A 25274-nucleotide genomic window follows, 5' to 3' on the forward strand; every position below is an offset into this window, starting at 1 on the left:
TTTTAGAGGGCTTTATTTTTGTTTGCTTTTTTTAAAGCCAAGTTGGCTTCTATAACCGTAACTATTGATATAAAAAAAAGACCAGAAATTCCAATAATTTGTTCTCCTTTAGAAGGTTCTGAATCTCCTTGTAAAAAAAATCCTAGAGCGAACCATGAAGTAGAAGCAGCTATGGTTAAGAAATAGGGTTTCCATCTTCTTTGGTATAAGTAACCGGATCCTAAACCAGGAAGAAAATTCAAAAATGATGCTACCCAGCCTTTTGAAGATGCAAGTATTTCTTCTTTTGAGAGATTAGACATTTAAATTAGGTATTTATTAAATTTATATTTATATAAGCAAATGATATGGCTGCGCAGATGACCCAACTAAAGGGTAAGAACATTCTTATTTTTTCATTATTATCTTCCATAAAGCAATTATGGAAAATATTTTTAAGATCTGTGGATTAATGGATATATTAAAACTATAAAAATTAAAAAAGACGGTTAATAGCCGTCTTTTCAAAAATTAATTTTAGAGAAATTAATTATTTATTTTTTGATGCAGAGAGAAATTTGAGTTCTTTTTTTACCTCTTTTTCTCTCTCTTCAAGATGTTTGAGTTGAGCTTTAAAAGCATCTTCAAGTCTTACTTTTTGTGTTTTAATTTCATCAAGTTCTTCTTGATGTTGGTTTTTCTTTAACTCCTTCATTTCACTATCAGAAATAACATATACTGGTCGATATGAAGGTGTTTCAAAAAGAAGATCAAACATTGAATACATAAGTGACCTTTGAATTAGTACAAATCCAATATCTGATAATTATTTGAAATATGAAAGGATAAATACCGAAGATATTGATACGGCAAATACACCGAATTTCGGTTTACCTAACATAACCGCCCAGTATTTACCGATCAAATTTTAAGGTATGTTTTAAAGTAATAAACAGATAATTCTAAAAATCTAAATTAAGAAGAACTAAAAATGGATTTAAAAATTACTAAAACATTAGTAATCCCATCCAAAGAAATTAAGTGGCGATTTTCTAGATCCTCTGGTCCTGGAGGGCAAAATGTAAATAAAATTGAAAGTAGAGTAGAGATTATTTTTAATTTAGAAGATTCAAAAGTCTTGAATGATTATCAGAAAGCAATTCTTAAGATTAATTTGAAAACTAAATTATTTAATAATTGTCTATGTTTAGCGGTTCAAGAACACAGAAACCAATTATTAAATAGAGAGCTAGCCTTGATGAAATTTAGTTCAATCATAAAAGATGCCTTGAATAAACCATTTAAATTAAGAAAATCTACAAAACCTACTAAAGCATCACAAAAGAAAAGAGTTGCTTTTAAGAAAAAACGTGGCGAATTGAAAAAAAGTAGACAAAAAGAAAAACTATATCAAATATGAGAAAACTTAAGAAATATTTCCCTCGCAAATGGCAATGAAAGCATATGATTGATTTAATTTCACTTTGGGTTATTGAATTCAAATAATGATTTCTGGTTAATTGACTCCAATTTTGTAGGGGTGATGCGTTTCTACAAAGATAATGAGTATTCTGATAAATCTATTGCTTATATGTTTGTTGAAGAAGGAATCATTATGGGAATTCATGGAGAAAATCCTCCATTAATGAAAACTAGAAAAAAAATTGTTATTGAAGAAGCAAGATTGTTATGGCAAAAATTGTTAAATGAAGGTTGGCAAAAAACTAATAAAAAATGGTGAGAAAAAAACTCTACAAAAAAAATTTTTTAATTTTTGAAAATAAATGAACCTTTAGGATATAACTTGGAAATTCTTTTATATTGTAAAACTTTCCTTTTTTTGATGTCTTTTTCATATCTTTTTAACATCATTAGATAGTTTGTAACTCCAAAAAGTACTAAAAAGAAAATAAATCTTATTCCTGCCTCAAAGTTCATATGAGTATTAAGCTTTATTTTAATCTGACAATTATTAATCAAAAATCAATCGGTATTTATATCTAATTAAAAGTTTTAGAAGAAAACTTTTTTGATTTTATTGCATAAAAAATACATAACAAAAGTAATACTAATATTGCACTAAAGCTTCCTATTGGGTTTGGAATATTTTGTATAAAAGGCCCTGCTAAAAAAGAAGGTGTATTTTCTTTGAATTCTATTAATCCGTTGTTTATAAAGAACCAAATACCAACAAGTCCACCATGAATTCCTATGCAATTCCATAAAGAACCTTTATCTCTAATTCTTACTAATGATAGAAATATCCCAAGTAAAATAAATCCTAAACGTAATCCAATTATGTTCCAAAAGATCTCATTTGATAAATTATGAACGAAACTAAAAACTATAGCTTGTAAAGCTATTGATATTTTTGTACCATATTCAAATTTAAATTCTTCTAGTAACCAGCCTCTAAAAATTATTTCCTCTGCGAATCCAACACCTAATCCAAGTAAAATAGAATTTAATAATATGATTGGCGAGAATTCACCTATCCAAGAAATATAATTTTTTTGCAATAGTGGTACCAGAATTAGAATTATTAAAACTAAGGCAAATAAAATACCTTGAGAAAAATTGATAAAGTTTTTGAAAAAATTTTGTTTGGTTATCCCAAGGAGAACCCATGCACTTGATATGTTCCTTTTGATATGAAACCAATATGGGAGTAAAAAGATAAAAATTAGAAAAGTAAAAATAGTACCAACTAAGGATATATTTTCTTTCTCAAAATTCAAAAATAATAATGGCTGAGATAAAGCCCAGCCAATACCATAAAGAATTGGAACAAAAAATATAGTTGATAAAAATCTTGGTTTTAAAAGAAAAAAACTTTTGGTTAATATTATTAAATTTTTCATTTTAGTTTGAATATAAATTACACCAACACTTTGGCTATTATTCTAACTACTTTTTCAAAAAGATTTGACTTTTTCTTTTTACTATAATTTATGTTTTTTGAAAGATGAGATAAATATTTATAAAATTGCCGAGTTATTTTGTCTTCTTTATCACTAGGCCATAGTAAGTATGAGACCTTTTCATATACTTCTTTATATCTTTCTTTATTCAAATCGTTTTTATATCGTAATAATTTAAATTTTACTTATTGCAAATGCTTAAAAGTGATGTTTATTAAATTTGTGTATTTATTTAAAATTTATGCTTATTAATCTTTCAACTTTAATTTTTACATTATTATCTCCATTGCTTATCTTTGCAGTAATAGTTTCTGTTTACTTATTTCATTAGTAAGTATTTATCAAATAATTTTAACTGATTTAAGGGTGTAATATGCCTGCTTTTTCTAATGCAAATGATAAAACTGCAATTAAGGCCATAAGTGTTAAAATCTTGTTCTTTTTGATGAAATCCATGATACATATTAATAATTTATTTATTAAATTCCTGTATAAAATAATAAATAATTAAAAATATTATAACAATTACGTTGGAACCTATATATGTAGGAGATTTATTCCTCTCCATGGCATCTTATAAAAAGGTTATCGAACAATATGATAAAGGTATAAAAGAAGGCGAATTTTATGAAGAACCTCTTGGCGGAGATTTTAATTATCCTGATTGGTAAATATGCTTACTTCAAAAATAACTTTTGCCTTGGCAGATTGAATTGGAGAGTGGTGAAAGTGCAGGGGAAAGAATCCATCTATTTATGTGTCTATAAAGTTTTTTCAGCAGAAATTGGAAGATTACAAACTTTCTGATAGTGATAAAAGAATAATAGAATCTAATTTGCTTTATTAATCTGAATAAGGAAGAATTATAGACTTTAATTTTTATATTTATCTATAAAAAACAAAGGATCATTAAAATCCTCTTACAGATTAAGAGAAAAGTAAATCAGCATATTTACGGATTTACTGAAAATATAAAAAGGAGTAATTTATAAATATTGAGTTCGGAGGCAATCTAAATGATTGATAGTCCGCCTGAAATTTAGCAAATTCCAAAATATAGGAAGCGTATTCCTGAGAATGGGATTATTCGAAAATTAAAGTTCAATCAATTAGTCTGATAAGACTTCGCTTTATAATTACTAGCGACAATAGGAACTGAAATTATCGAGAGCAATCCCCGAATTCACGTATTGTAGGTTTATGAGTAAATAGACTTTAACATATGTAATTTTATATCCTGTAAGAAGGAAATGAGATATTAAAAAAGGACTGCTCAAACAGTCCTTTTTTATGTTTAAGAAATTGATTTTAAACTGAAGTCTTTGTGGATACTATAGATTTATAAAGGGATTAAAAATATTTCAAAATGAAAGATCAAGTCTTGTTTCCGAAAATTGAATTACGTGAAAAGGGTTTTTTACAAGTTAGTGATATTCATACTATTTATTGGGAAAGATCTGGCAATCCAAATGGAAAGAAAATACTGGTAATTCATGGAGGTCCAGGAGGAGGAAGTCAACCAAGATATAGAAGATACTTTGATCCAGATAAATTCGATATTATTCAATTTGACCAAAGAGGGTGCGGTTCCTCAACTCCTTTCTCCGAATTAAAAGAAAATACGACTAATCATTTAGTTGATGATATTGAGAAATTAAGAATTTTATTTAAAATAGATAGTTGGAATTTGTTTGGTGGATCTTGGGGCTCAACACTTTCACTTATATATGCAATTAAAAATCCCAAAAGAGTTATGAGCTTAACTTTGCGAGGAATATTTTTATGTAGAAAGTTTGAATTATTATGGTTCTATCAATATGGTGCAAGTGAGATATTCCCCGATGAATTTGAAGAATATATTTCTTTAATACCAAAAAAAGAAAGAAATGATTTGATAAGTTCTTTTTATAAATATCTAACATCTTCAGATGTGAAGCTTAGATCAAGAGCAGCAGCAGCTTGGACAAAATGGGAACTTTCAACTAGTCATTTAATAAATAAAAAATTTGATTTTGGTAAGTCCCAAGTTAATTCTTTTTCAGATGCCTTTGCGAGGATCGAATGTCATTATTTTATTAATAATATTTTCTTAGAAGATGATTTTATTTTGAAAAATATAAAATCAATAGAATCGATACCAACAAAAATAATTCAAGGTAGATATGACGTCGTATGTCCTGTTAGGAGTGCTTGGGATTTAAATAAAAAATTAAAGAATTCTGAATTAATTATTGTTAATGATGCTGGTCATTCAATGAGTGAAAAAGGTATTAGTATCGAATTAATAAAAGCTGTAAAAGGAATTGAAAATCTCTAATAAAAAGAATATTTTTTTAAAAATTAAAGGCCATTATCTTCAATATTTTGTGCAATACTCATAAGAAGTTCGACGATATCAGAATCTTCGCATTGAGTATCTTCCTTAAGCAAAATGCACTCGTCTCTAATACTTACATTAGTACTCCACCATATACCCGAACTATTGGTATCGTCCCATTCAAACCTTTCAGACATAATTAATAGAATCTAATCAATACATTAAAGCTTTGCATTACTTCATCGTGGATTTATATAGTTAATTTCAAAATTAAAAAAAACTTTACTATTCAATAAAAGGAATCTTGAAATGATTGACAATCAAATTGATATATCTAATTTTAGCTCGTATTGTATTTGCTTTTTCTTAGGAAAATTTTTTTATTATTTATATTTTTCTCACCCTTTTTCTATAGCTCAATTATGTAAATAGGCAAAATATCATTATATTTTATAGCCTTATAAAGAGCTTCGTTATCATACATTCTTAAGTCTATCTTAAAACATAAGATATTTATTTCTTTAAATCCTGGCAACTTAAGTTTAAGTATGTATGTACAAAATATAAAAGATTTTAGAATAACTAAAAATCAAAAAAAAAAAAAAAAATGAAAATAACAGAAAAACTTTGGGAGGATAATTATGAAATCGCTCTACTAAGTTTAAATACAAAATTTGTTCAAGGTTTAAAAACTGGAAGACTGCCTAAAAATATTTTTCAAGAATATTTGGCTCAAGATTATTTCTTTTTAGAGACTTTTGCTAGGGCATATGGTCTTGCCGTTTCTAAATCAAAAGATAAATATTCAATAAGGAAGTTAAGTGAACTTCTAATGGGTGTTTCAGAAGAGTTAATACTTCATGAAACTTATGCAAAAGAATGGGATATTGATTTGTCTAATAACTATATAAAAAAAGCTACTAAAAATTATACAGATTTCCTTGATGATGTTTCCAAGAGACTTAGCTCCGTTGAAATAATGTTTGCAATGACTCCATGTATGCGACTTTATGCTTGGATAGGAAAAAGGTTGTATGAAGAGGATTTTGATAATAAATACAAAGAATGGATAATTACTTACTCTGATGAGAACTTTGAAAATTTAGCAAATTTACTCGAAAATCTTATTGAGACCAACAAAGAATCATATGATATTAATCAGGCAAAATATTTATACAAAAGAGCAATTGAATTAGAATTAGATTTTTTTAATGCATATTCAGATTTCTAATTTAAATTAAAATCTATTTATAGTACTTTTAAAGACGAGTTAATCAAATTATGTATTCTAAAGTTGTACTTTCAATAGGAGGTAGTGACTCCGGAGGTGGAGCAGGTATACAAGCTGACCTAAGAACTTTTATGGCCCTTAAAGTACATGGATGTTCTGTTATTACATGTATTACTGCACAAAATAGTATTGCAGTTAATTGCGTTGAAGCAGTAGAAAAGAATACTTTATTAAGTCAGTTAGATACTTTATTTTCTGATTTTGGCTTTGATGCTTTAAAAACTGGAATGTTACTAAATGAAGGGATAATCATTGATACTGCATCAAAATTAAATAAATATAAAATAACCAAAATTATTGACCCAGTAATGGTTACAAGAACTGGTTCTAAATTACTGGAGGATTCTGCGATTAATGCTTATAAAAAATTCTTATTACCAATTGCGGATTTAGTAACTCCAAATATTTATGAAGCAAATCTACTTTCTGGTTTAGAAATAAGGAATAAAGAAGATATCGAAAATTCCGCAAGAAATATTATTAGTCTGGGAGCCAAGGCAGTACTTATAAAAGGTGGCGGTTTAAAAGAGATGAAAGGGAAAGATTTTTTTCTTGATTTAAATGGTAGAAAAAAATGGTTAATTAATAATTTTATAAATACAAAAAATACCCATGGTAGTGGTTGTACTTTAAGTGCAGCTATTTGCGGTTACAAAGCTTTAGGTTTTGATCTACTTGACTCTATCCAAAAAGCAAAATTTTTTGTTGAAAAATCTTTAGAAAATTCTTACAAAATAGGATCTGGCCCTGGCCCCTTAGGTCATCATTAATTAATTATTTATTTATGGAAGTGGATTTAGAACCACCATTTTCTGTAGGGCTTTTTTAAAAATAAGATTTCTTCTGTCTCCCATCCACCCTCCAACCACTCAAGATGCTCAAGCAATAAAGACTCACTTTCCCTTTTGCTTAATTGCCCAATTCTATTTGCGATACCATCGAACCTTACTTTCATCAATTCCTCAATCTTGATGTTATTCATAGGTTAAATAGTAAATTTTTTCTACTCAAACTTGTATAGATTTTCTTGTCAAGGATTTAATTTTATTTGTTTACGAGCAGTTCTTAAATATGTATTAAATACAACTTTTTGAAATAGATAGTAATTAAGACTTATTCACATAGATTTAATTAAAGACTATTTTATATAAAAATACTTTTACTATGAATAAAGAAGTAACAGAAAAACAAAAAACTATTTTAAACGTAGGCTATTGTGAGACTACCTCTGAATGGCTCAATAGAATTATTACTGAACTGGCAGATGAAAATAAGAATTTTGTAGACTTATCAGTTATTTGCGCTTAAGTTTTAGAAAACTTAATTTATTTTTGAGTTACTTTCGGGTTTCTATTTCTCATTAAGAGTTAAATTAAAGATGTTTTTGTTAAGTGAATCCTAATCAAAAAAATATAGAAATAATTAAACATTTTAATTTATCTCCGCATCCTGAAGGTGGATGGTTTAGGGAGATAGTAAGGAGTAAGAGTTCTCTAATAAGGGAAGATGGTCAAAGTAGAAACTTCATTACGGGAATTTACTATCTTTTGGATAGAGACGCAAAAAGTGCTTGGCATAGAGTAAAAAATGCAGATGAGATTTGGATTTATCTTAGGGGTGATCCACTGCAATTATGGTGTCTAGATAATGATAATAAGTTAATAAGAAATTTAATTTTAGATTCCAATAATCCAGTAGAAATGATTCCATCTGGATATTGGCAAGCTGCAAAAAGTAGAGGAGAATTTACTTTGGTGAGTTGTTGTGTTGGGCCTGGGTTTGATTTTAAGGATTTTGAATTGCTCAGAAATACAAATCATACTTCTAGGTTAGATAAAGCAATTAATGACCTTATTTAAGACATTTGTTCGTTTATGGGTTATCAAATTTTGCTTTAGATTTATAGGGTTACTTTATTGATTTATAAGTAATGAGTCAAAATTCTGTCAAAACAATTGGTATCAGTGATGAATCAAGAAAAGATTCATCCTTAGTTTATTTAAATCAGGTAGATGGATTAAAAGGCATACTAAATAGGGATTTTGAAGAGTGGTCGAATTTTGATGGTTGGGAAAGTATTTCAGTTCAGCAATGGATTTTTTCTAGGTCTTTGGAGGTTTACAGAGGTATGAAAATTGATATTAAATGCGATTGTTGTGAACATATTGATTGTATTTCAAATGATTTTGTGAACATTAAACAAGAAAAATGCTTTGGTAAAAAAAGTGCTTACATGATTGAAAAAGTTGTAGATGAAATTGTATCAGCTAAGGCAAGAAGAGAAAGTGATGGAACATATTCTGCATAAGATTCATAAATATCTGTGAAATGAAGAATATTTCCTTACCATTGGAAATTATCAGAAGAACCAATTGTTAAATTTCTAGTAGAAAGTTTATGGAACTTATCGTGTACCGAATTACTGAACTCCTTTTCATCTGAGTAATCAAAAAGGTCTAGGGGGTCGATATTTTCATCGAACCATGCATCATATTCAATATGGTTAGGTTCAGCAAAATAACTCATATCTAATTAATAGCTACCAAAAAACATATAAAAGGTACATCTGATACCAAATAATAATTATTTTTTAAATTGGTTATTTATAAATTAATTTTGATAATAGTTGTTCTATAGATAATCTATACATATAAGATTCTTCCTGAATTTAAAGGTCATGATAGATCTGAAAAGAAATAGTAAAAAGGAAACTGTAAAAGCTACTGGATTAAGAACACGAGCATCTTCTTCTTACTCTCCCAATCAGAAAAAAGATTTTAAAATTAGTAGAGGAAGGTTTTCTAATTTTTTAACCTGCAAAAGATGTTTTTACTTGGACAGAGTGAAAGGTTTAGATCCACCAGGAACACCAGGATGGACTTTAAATGAGACTACTGATTTACTTTTAAAAAAAGAGTTTGATTATTGTCGAGACAGACAAATTCCTCATAGATTATTTATTGAAAATGATTTAAGTCATCTAGTTCCTTTCGATCATCCGGAAATAGATGACTGGCGTAATTCTCTCCACAAAGGATTAATGCTTCGTCATAAAAATACAAACATCATTTTGACTGGAGGAGTTGATGATATCTGGCAGCACAAGATTACAAAACAATTAATAGTTGTTGATTACAAATCTCAGGCAAAACTTGGAAGAGTAGATAAACAGGATTATCTTGATGATCCATATCATGAGGGTTATAAAATTCAAATGGATTTCTATGCCTATCTTCTAAAGGGGATGGGATTTGATGTTCATAAAACATCTTATTTTTTAGTTTGTAATGCAAAAAGAGATGAAGAGGAATTCAATAAAAGAATGAATTTTGACGAATATTTAGTTCCCTATGATTGGAATATTGATTGGATTGAAAAAGAAATAGATTCAATGGTCTCTTTGATGAATAATAATCAGATCCCGGAACCAAATTCATCCTGTAAAAACTGCGCTTATTCTGAGCAATATGCCAAGTTAGTTTGTAATCCTGTGAAAGATGATAGTGAAGAGATTCAAGGGAATCTTTTCTAGTCTAATTTTGTCTATAAGGTATCTGCAATCAGATAATTTAATTGATTGACAGTCGATCTACAATTAAGGAGTAATTAGCTCTTTATGAATTTTTAAAATGAAAGAATTCTTGGAAAAGTTCTTTGATCTATGTAGGGAATATCAGGAAGAAATACCACCTAAAAAGATGGCAGAGATATTAAGAGATTATGCTGATAGGCTTGATGGATAATAGGTTGTAGAAATGAGTATTAAATTAGGAAAACTTAAAAATGTAAATCTTAGAGAAGCTTGGAGTCATGAAGCTCAAGATTTCACTCCTTGGCTTGCAGATAATCTTGAATATCTATCTAACGAAATAGGAATTCAATTAGAACTTGAAGGGCAAGAAGTAAAAGTAGAATCTTTTTCAGCAGATATCATTGCTATAGATCCACAGAATGATAGGAGAATATTAATTGAAAATCAATTAGAAAAGACAGATCATACTCACTTAGGACAAATTCTTACTTATCTTGCAGGTTTAGAAGCAGAAGTAATTATATGGGTAGCAAGTAGTTTCAGAGAACCTCACCTATCAGCAATTAAATGGCTTAATGAGAACACAGTAGAACCTTTTTCCTTTTTTGCTGTGCAAGTAAAGGCTGTTCAAATTGATAATTCTTCGATTGCTCCAATGTTTGAAACAGTAGCCAAGCCAAATAGTTGGGATAGAAAAATCAAGAATAAAGTAAGAGCAGTTGGAGAACAAAGTGAATTATCCAAATGGAGATTTGCATTTTGGCAGAGATTGATTGAAATTTATCCTGAACAAGAAAATTATGAATCTTTGAAGTCAACTAGCTCTCGTTGGAGAAATGTCCCTAACTCAAATTTTGTAGTATCAATTTATTTAGCAAAAAAATGTGTTGGAATTTTTATAAGGGGGATAAGGAATGCCGATTCAGAAGATGTATATAGACAGCTCGAACCCCATCAGGATGCCTTGGAAAAATATTTGGGATCTTCAATAGGTGAAGGAGATAAGTCTAGAGGAGTATTCTTCCATCAAAAATCAGATGGAGATTTGATCAATAACAGTAACTGGGAAGATAAGCTGAATTGGTTAGCTAAAATGCAAGAATTATACGTTTCTACCTTGGAAGAAATAATTTAATTTACTTAAATTTTCATTCATCCCTATTTTTACCTTCTAATAATTTTCTTTGTAGTTGGTGAAGTTGCCGGATAGTTTTAGTTTTAAATGCTTTTTGCATTGCTTCTTCGCCATTGCCACCATGCTCCCATACTTTATTTCTTAATCTTGCTGCCTGTTGGCTTTGAATTACAAAATCCCCTTGCATCCATTTTCTGCCATTGAAATATGATGAGTCATCTATTGGCGGCATTATCTCTGCATCTTTTCTCATATAAACTTCTAAACTGCACCTCTTTTTACTACACACATATTTAGGCTCTGGGCAATGATAAATATTGCCATCTTTATGGTCAATAACTTCTACAAAAGGAGGTAGACAACATCCTCTACAGTCATACCTCCCAGTATCATCCCAGACCTTTTGAGTTGGCATGCCATAAACAACAATTAAAAAATTTCTATTACCGCACTCAGGGCAAACAGAAGGTTTACCGCTCCTAATGATTCTTTTTGGCTTGCCTCTTTTCACCATCACATGAAATCGTTCAACATACGATTCCAGTCAACTACTCCACCATCTTTTTTTGTCTCTTGATCTAGCTTGCGTAATTCTTTTCTTACTTCTTGCATCTCTTTGGAGTATTTATGATCATTTTTTGCGTAAGGATCATTCGTGTAATTACCAATAGTTTCTCTTGTAAATAGTTCCATAGTTTTGCTGATCAAGATTGTCTATTTTGAATGCTTTTTTAGTTCTAAATAACTTTTCTCATAATACAAATATACTTCTTGCGAACAATTATTTCATTTGGCAATATAAGTAACCGACTCCAAAATTGGCACATCAACATAAGATGTTTCCATTAATGGCCAGATAGAACTGAAGGAATAAAAGTCAGGGATTTTTATAATATTTTTCTTTCGGTTCAGCTGTTAAAAAGCTCCTACACACATACTGATAAACAATGAAAATTATTAATAGACTCAGGTCGCTGCCAGGCGATTCTCTGGGCGTTATACGCCGCACTCCGCCACTTGTTTTCGCAATGGCTGTCTTATCTCTTGGAGGATTTATAGGCGCCTCCACGGTCCTTGTGAGAGGGTTCAGAACGGTTGAGAATACTATCACTGTTACCGGTGCAAGTACTGAAAGTTTTGAGAGTGATATTGCAAAATGGTCAGTACAGGTAAAGACCTCAGGTAAAACCCAGATTGACTCATTTACCAAGCATAAACAGTCCATTAATAAGACAATGGAATTCCTTAAAGCCAATGGAATTGATGATGGTGTAAAGCAGGATGTTTATCTTGGACCTGCGAGTATCAGTGAATATAAAACAAGGAATCCCAAGACTAATGAAATCATTAGAACTGAATGGATTACTTATCAGAATATTGAGATTGAAAGTAGGGATGTTTATAACATCCAGAAGACTCACAGTCAGATAACAGAATTGCTTGGTAAAGGTTTAAGGGTTAAACCGAGCCGCCCTGAATTCACCTATTCAAAACTGGCTGATAAACGCGTTGACATGCTTGCTAAGGCAGCAAAGGATGCAAGAGTTAGGGCTGAAGCTATTGCTCTTCAGGCAGGCTCTGAAGTAGGTGGTTTAAAGAGAGTGAACACCGGTGTTTTTCAGATAACAGTTCCGAATTCCACGAAGGTAAGCAGCTGGGGTTCTTATGACACTTCAACTATCAAGAAAGACATCACTGCAGTTATGGGAGTGACTTTCGCTGTTAAGTGATGACTTAGGGAGTCTTCTTTTTGCCTTTAAGAATCATCAGCAAAGGCAGACCAATAAGCATCAGACTCCCATCAATTAATAAAAAAGTATTCAGATTCATTTATCCATTCCTTCGGGGGTATCCCAATTAAGGGGTATCCCTTTTTTAAATGGTTCTTTTTTCATATCATCCATCTCTTTTCTGATTTTGTTGTAGTAGGCCAACTCTTCAGGATCATCAGAACCTAGACCATAATTCATGGTCGCTGCAAGATAAATCCTATGCATCCGGTATGACGATAGTGGCATTACTGAAGACAATCTCTGTTAAATATATATGAATTTAAGGCAAAATGCTGACCTCTGAGATCTTAGTCATACCAGTCAATTACGCAACCCCACCATAATACACGGGGGGAAGGGGTAAAAGACAAGAAATTTAGAGGGGACTACTTACTGGATGTGTATACATCATCATTGTAAGTAGGGGTAAATAACCACAATCAACAACAACTAAAACACCTATATAAATTACGTGGGTATGTGTGTAAACACATAATGCACGTACTGTATATAGGTACCTATAGGGTGATGGTGAGTATATTGTTTAGAAACTATTTAGGCTGATGAGTAGTGAAGTAATGCATAAGGTTAGTGAGCAGAGATCAAGAAATATGTCTGCAATTAAATCGAAGAATACAAAGCCTGAAATCGCGGTGAGAAAACTTCTCCATTCAATGGGATTTAGATTCAGATTGCATAGAAAAGATTTACCAGGTTCTCCTGATATTGTTTTGCCAAAATATAAAACAGTAATTTTTGTACATGGATGTTTCTGGCATAGGCATGAAAATTGTAAGTATGCTTCTAATCCAAAAACAAGAAAAGAATTCTGGAAAAGTAAATTTAAAGCAAACGTAAAAAGAGACTTGGAAATTCAGGAAAAAATAAAAAATATTGGCTGGCAATCTGTTGTTATTTGGGAATGTGAATTAACAAAAATACAGTATTTAAAAGATACTTTTTTGAATATTAAAAATTAATTAAAAAAGTTTTTTCAAATTAGCATATAATAATTTAAAAATTTCTTCGCAAAATTGATTGATCAAGAACTCATTGATTTTTTTAAAAACCAAATAGAAAGTAAAAGCTTTCGTTCTGGGGTTTCAGTAGAAGATTCTTATGAAGAAATTAAAAGTGATCATATAAAGTTTTATGGTAATCAAGAAGATAAATTAAAAGCTATTGATCTAGCCTTTATTGAACTTAAAAGGCAAAGATCAGGGATAAGATCTCTTAAATTTGCAAGTACTATTTCTAAAAAGAATCAACAAGAATGGTACTTATCGCCTGATGAAAATATAGATTTAAATTGGTTTGCTTTTAAAAAATATTTATCAGTTTCAAAATCTTGGAGCGATGAAGAGATTAATTCAGTAGATGAATCATCTACAAAAGTTGTAAATCAAATACTGTCTCCAGCATCAGAAAAAGAAAAAAGATTCCAAGGTTTAGTTCTGGGATATGTGCAAAGTGGAAAGACATCAAACATGGCCGCTACAATAGCTAAAGCAGCAGATAGAGGCTATAAGTTAATAATAATTCTTGCAGGATTAACTGATTCTTTAAGGAAGCAAACTCAAATTAGGATGCAAAAAGATTTGGGTCAGCATCTTCAAGATAGATGGTATTTTTGTACAGATGAAGAAAATGATTTCACTTCATACACTGAATTACCTACTTGGGATAACGAAAGAAAAACAACAATTCTTATAATTAAAAAAAATGTATTTATTTTAAAGAGGCTCCTAAAGAAAATTAAGAATCAGTCCGAAGTAAAAAGGAAAGGAATGACAACTTTGATAGTTGATGATGAGTGCGATCAAGCCAGTCTAAATACAAAAGCATATAGAGAACAAGTATCTCAAACTAATAAATATATAAGACAAATTTTAGAGAATTTAAGAAAAGTAACTTATCTAGGTTATACGGCTACTCCTTATGCGAATATTTTAACCCCTCAAAAATCTGTTGATGGTAAATTAGATCTTTATCCAAATGATTTTATAGTTTCACTAGATGAACCCAAAAACTATTTTGGCGCCAGAAAATTATTTGGAGATGAATTTGATGTAGATAATGATAATGAACTTCCTTTTATAAGAAGAGTCAAGGCTGATGAAATAGAAAATCTCCAACCACCTTCACAAAAAGCGAGATTTGATTTCACTCCATCATTAACTCAAAGTTTGGTTGATTCTTGTGATTATTATTTGCTTTGCTTGTGTGCGAAAACTCTAAGAGGTCAAGGGAAAGATCATTGCTGTATGCTGATTCACACCACAATATATTCTGAAACACATAAAGATCTTAAGAATCTTTTGTTGAAGGAATGGTTAAATCCCTTAATTAAGAATATTGAAAATGGAGATGAATTTACTTTAAATAGACTTAAATTTTTGTGGGAAAAAGAATCAAAAGTATTGGATACAAATTTTAGAAATAAATTGAGTTGTCCTGAATGCATAGAATCTTTTAATGAAATTAAAGATTTAATTTTAAAAGAAGCAAAAAGTATTGAACTTGTAATTGAAAATTCAACCGTTAATTCAAAAGATAGATTAGATTTTGATACTGATAAGAATATTCATGCGATTGTTATAGGTGGAAATGTTCTCGCTAGAGGTTTAACAATAGAAGGTTTAATTTGTAGTTTTTTTATTAGGTCTTCAACTCAATACGATACTTTAATGCAAATGGGTAGATGGTTTGGATATAGAAAAGGATATGAAGATCTTCCTAGAATCTGGATGACTTTTGATCTGGAATATAACTTTAGAGACCTAGTTAATGTTGAGAATTTAATAAGGTCTGATATTTCTGATATGGGAAAAGAGGGACTTACTCCACAAGAAATGTCAATCAGAGTTCCTCTTCTTGCCAATTTAAATATAACCGCAAGAAATAAATTGAATATGAATAAATTATCTGTTTGTGTTGGAAGCTTATATGGAACTTACAAACAAACAATTGCATTTCCGACGGATAAAAACTTTCACAAATCAAATTTCTCTTGTATTGAGAATTTAATAAATAACTCAACAAAATATACTAAAGATAATTTTCAAAAAACAGATAATTCATATGTTTTAAAAGATGTAGAATATCCGCCTATTTTAAAGTTCTTTAGATCATTCAAATTTAATGAGGAAACATTACAAAAAATTGATCAGTTTATTGAAAATGAAGTAGATGAAGATAGTTCATCTTTAGGAAAATGGAATATAGGAATAATTGGGTCGAAAACATCGAATAGAGAAATAAAAATTGGAAAATTAGATGACGTTGGTACAGTAAATAGATCCAAACAATTTATTGATACAGCATCTTTAAAAAATAAGATTTCTATAAAAGCATTGATGTTTGCTAGTGATTTATTGGTTGATGTAGATAGGCAAGAATATAATAAATGGAAACAGGAAAAAGATGATTCAATAAGAGAGTGGGATCTTGTAAGACAATTTAGGGAGGAAGTTTTAGGGAAAAGACCCTTACTTTTGATATTCCCAATTAATAGAGACTCGCTTCCACGCAATTGGAAGAATATCGATTTGGAAAAAATAGATGATGCACAAAAGAGAGTTCCACTTTTTTATGGATTAGAAAAAGATGATATGGAGAAACATGAAATATTTGGGGTGGGAGTTGTTTTCCCATCTGTTGATAAATTTAATGCTGAAAAATTCTTAAAACTTGATTTGATAAATATCGATGAGTTTGGAGAAATAATTGATGATAAAGAATTAGTTTCTCAAGATATCTAAATGCATAAGAAAGAATTATGCGTAAAATTATACTCAAGAAATATTTGATAAATAATGATTGAAAGATTAGAAAAAATTTGGCAAGAAGTTAACTCTATAAGAAAAATATCAGATCAACCTTTTGAATATATCCCTTTTAATTTAGAAGGTATTGTGAAAGATATGGTTTTAATTGGGATTGATAAAGAGGGAAGAAAGATGGTTTTATTAAAAGATAAAAGAGTTGATAATCCTTTGCCTAAACCTGGTTGTACGCGTTTGGAGATTTCAAGAGATTTGGTACCTTCAGAAAATGGTGCGCAGCCATATATAAAAATAATTTGTTTAGATGATTCTCTTGAAAATGTTTTTTCGTTTTTAATAAGTCGTTTAATAAGACTTTTATCAGATGGTTCTACGCCCAATAAAGCAACAATTGATGCTGTATCAGAATTCAGAAGACTTCTTTCCAGAGCTGGAGGACCTTTACCTAGCGATGAAGAAATATTAGGTTTAACAGGAGAACTGATTTTTATTTCTCAAATTATTAAAAAAGATCAATCCTTATGGAAGGGTTGGAATGGCCCAAGTGGCTCTTCAAGGGATTTTACATGGGATAAAACTGATGTTGAAATTAAAGCTTCTTTTCAGGCAGGAGAACCAAAAATAACGATTAATAATCTAAATCAACTTGAGCCTATATCTGGCAGATCACTTTTTTTATTTCATTCTATTTTCGTTGAAAATCCAAAGGGAAATATAACTGTTCCTGATCTTGTTGAAGAAATATATTCTAAAATTGAAGATAAAGAAGAATTTGAAGAAACTGTTTTTAAAGCAGGATATTCAAAAGAACATAAGGAACTTTGGCTGGAGTATAAGTTTTCATTAAGCGAATGTTCTTCTTATTCTATTGAGGATGAATTCCCAAGAATTAATGAAGCATCATTTAAAAATGGATTAATACCAGAAAGTATTTCAAAAATAAGATATGAAATTGATTTAAATAAAGTATCAAATTTTAAGATTGAAAATGAAGAAGTTTTTAAAATGATTTCTAAGAGTTGAGGGGAATATGATTTCAATAAATATTCATAGCGAACCATTCAGAAGAGACGGCAATATATCAGCTGAAGGTGCATCAAAATTATTAGGTAGGCCTTCTCTTAGTCCTTTAGAATTGCTTTTGAGAGAGACTCTTCAGAATAGTTGGGATGCTTCAATAGGTGAAAAGAATGCCGTACCATCATTTAAAATCAGAGTTAGAAATTTGAATGAAACAGAAAAATTAAAGTTTCAGAGTTTCTTTTCAGAATTGCCGCCTGATGAGGCAAATGAGAGTGTTAATAAAGGTTTGAAAAGGTTTTTTAATAAACCAAATCAAATAGTTTTAGAGATATGTGATTTTGGTACAAGAGGCCTTGGAGGTCCCTTCTCCGCTTCTGAGTCTTTGAGCGATCTTGAAAGTAATGACTTTGTAAATTTTGTAAAAAATATTGGTAGTCCCCGAGATATTCAATTGGGTGGAGGGACTTATGGATTTGGTAAATCTTCCCTTTTCAAGATGAGTAAATGTAATACTGTTTTAATTGAAACTTTAACAAGAAACAAAAATAAAATTCAAAATAGAATGATTGGATATGCTTTAGGTTCCGAATTTAATTATAAAGGTAAAAGATTCACAGGAAGGCATTGGTGGGGGACTAAAAGTGAGTCTCTAGAAGAACCAAATTCAGTTGATCCTTTAATTGAAGATGAAGCCAAAATCTATGCCAAAGAAATGGGATTAATGACAAGACTTAATAGTAGTAGGACCGGTACATCACTTATTATTCTTGATCCTAATTTAGAAGATTTAGAAGATAATAATGAAGAAAATCAACTTGCCTTAGAGAGGCCTGAAGATAATGATCTTCTCTGCAAAAAATTAATGATAAGAATACAAGAAATTCTTTTATGGCATGCATGGCCAAAATTCACACCCAATGAAGATGAAAATGTTCCAATGAAATGCACAATATCAATTTTTGGAAATACCAAAAATCTTCCCGATCCAAGATATATATCTCCATTTAATTTGTTAACTGCTTCTCTAAATAAAGCTAGGAAAAAAGAGGATGAGATATTTTCACAGAGGCCCAAAAAATTACTTGGTTATGTAGGTGTTCAAAAATTTTCATATGAATCAGAAGCTGATCAAAGATTTAGAAAGTTACTGGGAGAAGAGTCTTTGATTCCAGATAAACTTTCTCACTTTGCTTTATTAAGACCAGCTGAACTAGTAGTCAAATATATTAGTAGAACTTTAGAGGAAGGCCAGCCGCAATGGGGTGGGGTCTTTATTTGTAATAATGATTCTGAAATTGAACAGTCTTTTGCTAGGTCTGAGCCTCCCTCTCACGATGACTGGAATCCACAATCACTTGAAAATAATTATCAAAGAACTTACGTTAATCAAGCACTTACAAAAATAAAAGAAAAAATAAAAATATTATCTGGAATTAACTCTATTGAAAACCAAGAGGAAAATGATTCCTTATTTGAAGGAGATTCATTAGCAAAATTAGCAGGAGATATTGGCAGGTCCCTAATCGGAAAAGGTTTTGGTGGTTCAGATGGATCAAAAGAAAGAACACAATCTTCTGGCTCTTCTAAACCAAAAATTTCTCGCTTAACAAAGCCTATTGCTTTAGGTACAAAATTAGTAGATGAAAAATTAATAGCAGATTTCTCTATGCAACTTTCAACCAAAAAAGATAACGTGGTTGATATTAATTTAAAGTCATTTGTAAAGACCGATGATGGTAAGGAATTTTTTGCACCTAATGGGAAATCTCCAAAAATCACAAAAGTTTTAGTTAATAATAAAGAAGAATTTTTGGAAGAAGATAAATTAACTTTCAAACAGGATTCTGATAATTCAGATATAAGAGTTTCTGTAGAAATACCTGATTACGTTGCGGTTTATTTGAATGCTGAATTATTAAATAATGAGTAAAATATAATGAAAAATATAGCTTTCCCATATCCAACTTTATTTCCATTTATTGCTAAAGAATCAAAATGGCAATCTTTAATAAATTTGGAATCTCCTAGAGACTTTAAATATGGATCAGGTAATTGGGATTATGATTCTTCACTAGAAATATCTTGTCAATTAAGTTGGGATATAAATAATGTATATTCTGAAGCAAATTTATTGTCAATAATTGATCATTCAAAAATAGCTTTTGTTTTATCTTCAGGTCAATCTGAGCAGACAGGTAAGCGCGCAAAATTGGCAGAATATAAAGTCTCTGAGATAAGACACAATGATGAACCATTTAAAATGACAATACCTTCAAAATTACAATCATCAAAACTAAAAATTAGATTAGTAATATATACAGATGAAGTAGAAATAAATAATTTCAAGATCAAGAATGGAAGTGTTTTATATATGGAAGAAGCTTCTTTGCAATTAGAAGGTGATCTTGCAAACTTCTCTATAAGAAGAACAGATTTTGGTAAAAGTGGATTTGGGAATGCATTATGGTATGTCGAATTTCAGGCAGATAGTTTGAATGAAACTTTTACAACAACAACAACTCTTTATTTAAATAATCAAAATCAAGATTTTGAAAAGCAGCTTCAAAATGATATTTTTCTACAACATTTAATTAAAACAGATGTTATTACAACTGTCTTAAGTTCAATTTTACTTAGTGAAGATGATTATCAATTTGATCTTTCTGCAGAATATCCTGATGATTCATTAGGAAAAATTATCTCTGATTGGTTGAGTAGTCTTAATGTTAGAAAAGATTCAGATTTAAAAAATATAACTAACCAAATTATTAATGAACAGGGTATTTTTAGAAGACGCTGTCAGAATCTTGCAAGTAGCAAAGAGGAATAATAATGAATCTTTTACCTCAATTACCATCTATAAAAGCAAAAGTTATTTTGGAAGATATTGCTTCAAAATCAAACTGTGAGACTTTGGACCCCAAAGGTAATTTTAAGGTTGAAGGGATTTTTTATGTTCCTACAGGTGGCCAAATTATTAATGATGAAAATCTTGAGAAACTAAGAAATAATATTTTAGAAAAAGCAAAAGAATATGGATTCCCTTCAACAAATCAAAAAAGCTTTTTAGAGTTTGAATATGAAGTGGCAAAAATTTTATCTAATTGGTCCTATTTATGGATTGATGGAGAACCAAGTGGAGAATCATTTAGAAATGATTTTTGGTCATATTTATCAATTGTTATTATGCCAGATATTGTTTCTTGGAGATGGGGTTTTCCACCTGAGGGAGAACCAACAAAATCATGGTCTGTAAGATTTATTGGAGGCGGAAGAAATGCTTTTCAGAGAATATTCAGAAGAATTTTAAGCCTTGATCGTGGTCCTTCTCATGAAGATAGATTTGGTCTAATTAGAGAACTTAAAGAAGACGATTTTAGTAATATTCTCGAAAGAACAAGTTTAGGAAGTAACTCTAGAATAGCTATCCCTTTAGCTGAAGAATATCTTGCAATGCGACAAAGAAGAAAAGATATGAAAGCTTCAAACCAATTAAAAATTTATAGAGAGGCTACGAAAGATTTAAGATCATATGGAGTTGTTCAGTCTTTAGATTTAATTGATGCAAATAATTTAAAAGAGTTAATTTCAGAAGTTTTTTTGAAGCGTGAAGAAGAGGTTATCAATGAAATAAAACAGTCAAATAGAGGACTTGTTTCATCTACTAAGTCATTACTTAAAAAAGTTATCAAAATAGATTAATAATCTAAAGGGATTTATTTAAGCAGCTTTATGAACTTCTTTAAACTGAATGTTCTTAAAAAAAGAATTAATTATGGTCTCTTTTTTTTCATTTTTAGATAATGCTAGAAGTGAACAATAGCCTGTCCCCTCGATATCCATTTCAAGTAAATGACCTATATGTATATCTCTATTCATATTGCTGAATTTCAAAATTTCATAATCAATATTCATGATCTGAGAAATAATTCTGCTAATTACTATGGATTGTTTTATCTCGGTGGTTAATCCAACAGTAGCAAGTGCTCCTCTCACCGAATTCCTTGAGAACAAATCATATTCTTTTCTTGTGATTTCACTCCAGTCGATTTCATCTTTTTTAAGTTCTTCTGCAATCAGTTCTAGTGAAGGGATATATTTTTCAAGACTAAAACTTTTTATTTTCATTTTTCTAGCTTTATCTTGAAGAAAAATCTCAGGAGTAGGCCAAAAGTTTTTTAATCTTTGGTAGGTATCTTTCTTCCTTTTTTCGAGATCTTTATCTCCTAAGATCGCAGGTTTATTTTTTTCTTTATTGTTTTTTTTAAAAGTCTCTGGCAGTAAATTTCCAAGAAATGCGTTCCATGCCCTTATATTGCTTGGAATTATTTTTCTACCTTCCCTTTTCTTTGTCCATATAAGTTCAACTTCTTTTTTATTTGATTCATACCAGTTAATAAGATTTTCTCTAAGTTTGGGCACTACATCAGGTTGGGTAAATTCTTTGTCATTTTTAATTGATTTCATTAAAGATTTGCCGAGTTCAAAAGCAACAATCGGTGCAACAGCCTCTCCAATTTGGTGGAATCTATTTGAAGGCCCTCCATAAAAATTGAAACCATCAGGAAATGACTGAACTCTTGCCGCTTCTCTGACTGATAGGGTTCTATTCTGGTGAGGGTGAATATACCAATAACCATCTTTTGACATATGGGCAGTTATTGTCAGACATGGTTCATTAGGTTTGAGGATATTGTATTTATCACCAAAACTCATTTTCTGATTTTGCTTTACTTTCTTACCTTCTCTGAAAGCTTTGCTCGTAACTGAATATCTTCTTTGCTCTTCTGATAATTGGGAATATTTGACCCCGGTTGATCGCATTAATTTAAATGTCTCAAGATCATCTTCTCTAACTTTTCTTATAAGGTGATCATGAATCATCTCGTCATCAATATCCAACCAATCCCTCATTAATTTCTGATAATCGTTTTTTGGTCCTTCATAGCTATATTTTTCATCCCACTTTTCATTCCATCCTCCTTTAAGTGGAGGGAGATCTGAAATCGCCTCGTCTAATGTGACTGCCTCTTCGACAGAATCATATTTAGGCTTTGGCCATTTCATAGGAGCACATTCATTTATTTTTGTTCCGGAAATAAATAATCTAGGCCTTAGTTGAGGCACTCCATATTGCCATGCATAAATTAATTTAGGATTTATGCGATAGCCAGCTTTCTCAGCTCTATTAATGATTGATCTATATATTTCCTGCTCACCTGTCTGCGCAATATCAGTAACATTCTCCATTAGAAAAGCTTTTGGTTTAACCTGCTCCACTATCGAAATAAATGATTCCCATAATTCTCTTCTATCTTCATTAAGTTCCTGATGTTGAGCAGAAACTTCTTCGTTATGTTTTCTCCATTTGATATTTCGGGAGAAAGGCTGACATGGGGGTCCACCTGCAATAAGTGATATTTCTCCACACTTATTAAGTTGTTCTGAAATTTCATTAATAACTTTTCTTTTGCTTAAATCGCATTCATATGAGCATCCACCAAAGTGATGTCTGTGAGTCATTATTGAATCGTTTCTGATATCGCAGGCCAGTATTACATCAAAATTTGCACGATGCAGTCCAAGGCTTAAACCGCCGGCACCTGAAAAAAGGTCAACAGCAAAATAAGGTTCTTTTTTTATAGATCGAACCTTTGCTGCATATTCAGGAAGTTCATCAAAACTGCATGAATCTACATGTGCCTCAAGTTCTGATGAAGGCCCTCTTACAGGACTTAATCTGTGAGGATCAGTTTTCCCTACTGCATTTTTATGAATCATGCGACCTCTTCACTCTGAGTATCAATTAACTGCTGGAGTTGTTCTTCACTTAAAAGATCAAGACATATTGAACCTCCAATGGAATTTAATTTTCTTATTGCAATTCTTACTTTGCTGTCTGGTAATTCAACTAGCTTTTCAGTAAGTATTCTATTTATCTTGGGGATCAGGCCAAATTCTCGATCACTCAACCCAAGATGAAGTTCCTGACTGGTAAATAATTTTTTGACCAGAGAATAGTCAGAATTATCATTCTCCATCATCCTGTCGGCGGCGAAAAAAAGTCTCGAGAAAGTATTTCTGCCATGTCCATTTATTGATGATGTCCCAAGAAATCTAAGTGATGGAACATGTTTCTTTCCTGTTCCAACGGTAAATCCATCTTCCGGATCAACCGGAATATTACCTCTCCATCTAAGCCACGGAATATTTGGATATCTTATTACGCATAGCCAGTGCCACATCCTCATATCAGTAAGAATATGAGAAGGCAGAGATTTGAATGTTGTATGAACACACTCAACTAATCTTGCATCCAGGTTTGCACCAATTACTTTTTCGAGAATAAGTTGATCTATAAGTGTTGAGAGATTCGTAAGATCAACCGTGCAGTTGACTGCTTCTACACTTACAGAATCTGGATTTCTTAAAGCAGAGATAAGTCCATTACTTATTAGAGGTGATTTCAATCTGAAGAGTTTTTCGCTCATGCAACCTCCTCTTTTTCAAGGTCAACGGGAATCTCTGATTCAAAACTGCACCCTCTTGCCATTATTTCGGCCAATTCCAAAATCTTTGTTTCCTGCTGGATTATTGAACTCATTTTTAGAATAAACTTCTGAAAAGATTCGGGGGATCTAAGTTCATTCGCAAGAGCAACAACCGCCTCATGTGGAGAAATATTTGTTTCAAGAAGATTCTTGGAGAATAGAGATAGAGTCTGAAGTTGTGATGGGGGCAATTGCTCAATAATTTCTTCACTGCTCAGGTCACTGTTTGTATTCAACAAATTCTGGATGGAGTTCATCGAAATAGAAATAAGCATGGTCCAAACAGTGGAACAAATTGCGGTGAAGATGATATCTCTCTGAAGGGAATTGATATCTTTCCTCAGGGACTTACTCATCAGAAGTTTTTTCAATGATGTAGTTACATCTGCATTCATTTCAATTACTGGAGGTTCACTTGGTATTAATCTCCACAACTGATCTTTACTTTCAGTGGGAAAGGATTGCCACTTTATGTTGAAGATGGAGTCATTATTAGCTTCGGCGGTAGCAAAACGAATGGTATGAATCAGACTTCTTCCAATTATCTGACCCATTTCTGTGGCATAGCCGCTCCTTGCTTTTTCTCCGGCAAATTGTTCTGTTCTCACAAGAAGGGCTTCTGCCCTGACTTCTTCTCCATTTAAAAAAGGTATATAAGAAGTCTCGGAAAAGAAGAATCCACCACCACCATCTTCTAACTCAATTATTTCTCTTCTACCTGTTGATCTGCTTATAAGACGGCATATGAATTTAACAGGAGGATTTCCCCTCTCTGTGGGATGAAGCGTTTCTTCCCATTCAAATGGTGCAGTTAGCAGTATTTCAAGTTTTGTCTTTTCAAGTTTGCCATTGAACTTGAAAGTAATTCCATTACTTACTTCCTGAATTACCTCTTCAGAAATACTGTCTGGAGCTGTTATTCGAAATGCTCCATCAAGATCTATTGTTTTCCAGGGGACAAAATGCAT

General features: G+C 31.0%; 30 protein-coding genes. 18 read left to right on the forward strand and 12 right to left on the reverse strand.

All coding sequences use genetic code 11. The annotated features are described in order from the left end of the window. Positions 1 to 2 precede the first annotated feature (2 nt). Together PMT9312_RS01830 and PMT9312_RS01835 are read right to left on the reverse strand one after the other, a co-directional pair. The gene (locus PMT9312_RS01830) at positions 3 to 302 is read right to left on the reverse strand and encodes a hypothetical protein (RefSeq protein ID WP_011375916.1); all 300 of its coding nucleotides are present in this window, start codon (positions 300 to 302) and stop codon (positions 3 to 5) included. A gap of 227 nt (positions 303 to 529) precedes the next feature. Beyond that, the gene (locus PMT9312_RS01835; RefSeq protein ID WP_011375917.1) at positions 530 to 766 is read right to left on the reverse strand and encodes a hypothetical protein; all 237 of its coding nucleotides are present in this window, start codon (positions 764 to 766) and stop codon (positions 530 to 532) included. Positions 767 to 970: 204 nt separating this feature from the next. Here PMT9312_RS01835 and arfB point away from each other — a divergent pair, with 204 nt between their 5' ends. Together arfB and PMT9312_RS01845 are read left to right on the forward strand one after the other, a co-directional pair. Beyond that, positions 971 to 1399, forward strand: a complete 429-nt coding sequence (gene arfB, locus PMT9312_RS01840; RefSeq protein WP_011375918.1) for an alternative ribosome rescue aminoacyl-tRNA hydrolase ArfB — start codon at positions 971 to 973, stop codon at positions 1397 to 1399. A gap of 72 nt (positions 1400 to 1471) precedes the next feature. Beyond that, positions 1472 to 1720, forward strand: coding sequence for a DUF1651 domain-containing protein (locus tag PMT9312_RS01845; RefSeq protein ID WP_011375919.1), 249 nt, complete (start codon positions 1472 to 1474; stop codon positions 1718 to 1720). 259 nt (positions 1721 to 1979) lie between these two features. Here the strand turns inward: PMT9312_RS01845 and PMT9312_RS01850 are convergent, their stop codons facing one another. After that, a complete protein-coding gene (locus tag PMT9312_RS01850) occupies positions 1980 to 2840 on the reverse strand; it encodes a CPBP family intramembrane glutamic endopeptidase (protein WP_011375920.1) in 861 nt (286 codons plus the stop codon). 590 nt (positions 2841 to 3430) lie between these two features. Between PMT9312_RS01850 and PMT9312_RS09675 the strand changes: the two genes are divergently transcribed. Both PMT9312_RS09675 and pip read left to right on the forward strand, forming a co-directional pair. Beyond that, the gene (locus PMT9312_RS09675) at positions 3431 to 3571 is read left to right on the forward strand and encodes a hypothetical protein (protein WP_193741827.1); all 141 of its coding nucleotides are present in this window, start codon (positions 3431 to 3433) and stop codon (positions 3569 to 3571) included. A 695-nt stretch (positions 3572 to 4266) separates the two neighbouring features. Further along, complete coding sequence (pip, locus tag PMT9312_RS01860; RefSeq protein ID WP_011375921.1) at positions 4267 to 5217, forward strand: prolyl aminopeptidase; 951 nt, start codon at positions 4267 to 4269, stop codon at positions 5215 to 5217. A 23-nt stretch (positions 5218 to 5240) separates the two neighbouring features. On the opposite strand, the gene PMT9312_RS09680 is transcribed toward pip, so the two are convergent. After that, a complete protein-coding gene (locus PMT9312_RS09680; protein ID WP_193741826.1) occupies positions 5241 to 5414 on the reverse strand; it encodes a hypothetical protein in 174 nt (57 codons plus the stop codon). Positions 5415 to 5824: 410 nt separating this feature from the next. Between PMT9312_RS09680 and PMT9312_RS01865 the strand changes: the two genes are divergently transcribed. After that, on the forward strand, positions 5825 to 6448 hold the full coding sequence (locus tag PMT9312_RS01865; RefSeq protein WP_011375922.1) for a TenA family protein: 624 nt from the start codon (positions 5825 to 5827) through the stop codon (positions 6446 to 6448). A gap of 50 nt (positions 6449 to 6498) precedes the next feature. After that, the gene (gene thiD, locus PMT9312_RS01870; RefSeq protein ID WP_011375923.1) at positions 6499 to 7278 is read left to right on the forward strand and encodes a bifunctional hydroxymethylpyrimidine kinase/phosphomethylpyrimidine kinase; all 780 of its coding nucleotides are present in this window, start codon (positions 6499 to 6501) and stop codon (positions 7276 to 7278) included. 26 nt (positions 7279 to 7304) lie between these two features. Here thiD and PMT9312_RS01875 read toward each other — a convergent pair whose 3' ends face one another. Further along, the gene (locus PMT9312_RS01875) at positions 7305 to 7490 is read right to left on the reverse strand and encodes a hypothetical protein (protein ID WP_032515599.1); all 186 of its coding nucleotides are present in this window, start codon (positions 7488 to 7490) and stop codon (positions 7305 to 7307) included. A gap of 182 nt (positions 7491 to 7672) precedes the next feature. Here PMT9312_RS01875 and PMT9312_RS09685 point away from each other — a divergent pair, with 182 nt between their 5' ends. From PMT9312_RS09685 to PMT9312_RS01885, 3 genes are all read left to right on the forward strand, one after another. Further along, entirely contained in the window at positions 7673 to 7816 is a 144-nt protein-coding gene (locus tag PMT9312_RS09685; protein ID WP_193741825.1) for a hypothetical protein, read from the forward strand. An 83-nt stretch (positions 7817 to 7899) separates the two neighbouring features. Further along, entirely contained in the window at positions 7900 to 8367 is a 468-nt protein-coding gene (locus tag PMT9312_RS01880) for a cupin domain-containing protein (protein WP_011375925.1), read from the forward strand. A 71-nt stretch (positions 8368 to 8438) separates the two neighbouring features. Further along, positions 8439 to 8816, forward strand: a complete 378-nt coding sequence (locus PMT9312_RS01885) for a hypothetical protein (protein ID WP_011375926.1) — start codon at positions 8439 to 8441, stop codon at positions 8814 to 8816. 35 nt (positions 8817 to 8851) lie between these two features. Here the strand turns inward: PMT9312_RS01885 and PMT9312_RS01890 are convergent, their stop codons facing one another. Next, positions 8852 to 9034 (reverse strand): hypothetical protein, encoded by a 183-nt coding sequence (locus PMT9312_RS01890; RefSeq protein WP_036924154.1) that lies wholly within the window; start codon positions 9032 to 9034, stop codon positions 8852 to 8854. A gap of 151 nt (positions 9035 to 9185) precedes the next feature. Here PMT9312_RS01890 and PMT9312_RS01895 point away from each other — a divergent pair, with 151 nt between their 5' ends. Further along, entirely contained in the window at positions 9186 to 10040 is an 855-nt protein-coding gene (locus tag PMT9312_RS01895; RefSeq protein WP_011375927.1) for a PD-(D/E)XK nuclease family protein, read from the forward strand. Between the two features lie 223 nt (positions 10041 to 10263). Continuing rightward, positions 10264 to 11175 (forward strand): DUF4268 domain-containing protein, encoded by a 912-nt coding sequence (locus PMT9312_RS09345; RefSeq protein ID WP_011375929.1) that lies wholly within the window; start codon positions 10264 to 10266, stop codon positions 11173 to 11175. Between the two features lie 13 nt (positions 11176 to 11188). Here the strand turns inward: PMT9312_RS09345 and PMT9312_RS01905 are convergent, their stop codons facing one another. Together PMT9312_RS01905 and PMT9312_RS01910 are read right to left on the reverse strand one after the other, a co-directional pair. Beyond that, positions 11189 to 11689: a hypothetical protein gene (locus PMT9312_RS01905; protein WP_011375930.1), complete on the reverse strand. Its 501-nt coding sequence runs from the start codon at positions 11687 to 11689 to the stop codon at positions 11189 to 11191. Beyond that, positions 11689 to 11868 carry a hypothetical protein gene (locus PMT9312_RS01910; RefSeq protein ID WP_036924151.1) on the reverse strand — a complete coding sequence of 60 codons (180 nt, stop codon included), beginning with the start codon at positions 11866 to 11868 and terminating at the stop codon, positions 11689 to 11691. The genes PMT9312_RS01905 and PMT9312_RS01910 overlap by 1 nt, the downstream gene beginning before the upstream one ends. Before the next feature lie 254 nt (positions 11869 to 12122). Here PMT9312_RS01910 and PMT9312_RS01915 point away from each other — a divergent pair, with 254 nt between their 5' ends. Next, entirely contained in the window at positions 12123 to 12905 is a 783-nt protein-coding gene (locus PMT9312_RS01915) for an SIMPL domain-containing protein (RefSeq protein ID WP_011375931.1), read from the forward strand. A 96-nt stretch (positions 12906 to 13001) separates the two neighbouring features. Here PMT9312_RS01915 and PMT9312_RS01920 read toward each other — a convergent pair whose 3' ends face one another. Continuing rightward, positions 13002 to 13193, reverse strand: coding sequence for a hypothetical protein (locus PMT9312_RS01920; RefSeq protein WP_036924148.1), 192 nt, complete (start codon positions 13191 to 13193; stop codon positions 13002 to 13004). 317 nt (positions 13194 to 13510) lie between these two features. Between PMT9312_RS01920 and PMT9312_RS01925 the strand changes: the two genes are divergently transcribed. Genes PMT9312_RS01925 through PMT9312_RS01950 form a run of 6 tightly spaced genes read left to right on the forward strand, consistent with a single transcriptional unit; the run spans position 13511 to position 21457 of the window. Then, on the forward strand, positions 13511 to 13927 hold the full coding sequence (locus tag PMT9312_RS01925; protein ID WP_011375933.1) for a very short patch repair endonuclease: 417 nt from the start codon (positions 13511 to 13513) through the stop codon (positions 13925 to 13927). 54 nt (positions 13928 to 13981) lie between these two features. Beyond that, the gene (locus tag PMT9312_RS01930) at positions 13982 to 16708 is read left to right on the forward strand and encodes a Z1 domain-containing protein (RefSeq protein WP_011375934.1); all 2727 of its coding nucleotides are present in this window, start codon (positions 13982 to 13984) and stop codon (positions 16706 to 16708) included. A 54-nt stretch (positions 16709 to 16762) separates the two neighbouring features. Then, the gene (locus PMT9312_RS01935; protein WP_011375935.1) at positions 16763 to 17755 is read left to right on the forward strand and encodes a PD-(D/E)XK motif protein; all 993 of its coding nucleotides are present in this window, start codon (positions 16763 to 16765) and stop codon (positions 17753 to 17755) included. A gap of 7 nt (positions 17756 to 17762) precedes the next feature. Continuing rightward, positions 17763 to 19685, forward strand: coding sequence for a hypothetical protein (locus PMT9312_RS01940; RefSeq protein WP_011375936.1), 1923 nt, complete (start codon positions 17763 to 17765; stop codon positions 19683 to 19685). A 6-nt stretch (positions 19686 to 19691) separates the two neighbouring features. Beyond that, the gene (locus PMT9312_RS01945; protein WP_011375937.1) at positions 19692 to 20585 is read left to right on the forward strand and encodes a hypothetical protein; all 894 of its coding nucleotides are present in this window, start codon (positions 19692 to 19694) and stop codon (positions 20583 to 20585) included. A 2-nt stretch (positions 20586 to 20587) separates the two neighbouring features. Then, the gene (locus tag PMT9312_RS01950) at positions 20588 to 21457 is read left to right on the forward strand and encodes a DUF6339 family protein (RefSeq protein WP_011375938.1); all 870 of its coding nucleotides are present in this window, start codon (positions 20588 to 20590) and stop codon (positions 21455 to 21457) included. A gap of 18 nt (positions 21458 to 21475) precedes the next feature. Here PMT9312_RS01950 and PMT9312_RS01955 read toward each other — a convergent pair whose 3' ends face one another. The 3 genes from PMT9312_RS01955 to PMT9312_RS01965 are packed head-to-tail and all read right to left on the reverse strand — an operon-like array spanning position 21476 to position 25274. Further along, a complete protein-coding gene (locus PMT9312_RS01955; RefSeq protein WP_011375939.1) occupies positions 21476 to 23536 on the reverse strand; it encodes a DNA cytosine methyltransferase in 2061 nt (686 codons plus the stop codon). Further along, positions 23533 to 24246, reverse strand: coding sequence for a DUF6339 family protein (locus tag PMT9312_RS01960; RefSeq protein ID WP_011375940.1), 714 nt, complete (start codon positions 24244 to 24246; stop codon positions 23533 to 23535). The genes PMT9312_RS01955 and PMT9312_RS01960 overlap by 4 nt, the downstream gene beginning before the upstream one ends. Then, complete coding sequence (locus tag PMT9312_RS01965) at positions 24243 to 25274, reverse strand: hypothetical protein (protein ID WP_011375941.1); 1032 nt, start codon at positions 25272 to 25274, stop codon at positions 24243 to 24245. The genes PMT9312_RS01960 and PMT9312_RS01965 overlap by 4 nt, the downstream gene beginning before the upstream one ends.

The sequence above is a fragment of the Prochlorococcus marinus str. MIT 9312 genome (genome assembly GCF_000012645.1).
In the GTDB taxonomy this organism is placed as follows: Bacteria; Cyanobacteriota; Cyanobacteriia; order PCC-6307; family Cyanobiaceae; genus Prochlorococcus_A; species Prochlorococcus_A marinus_L.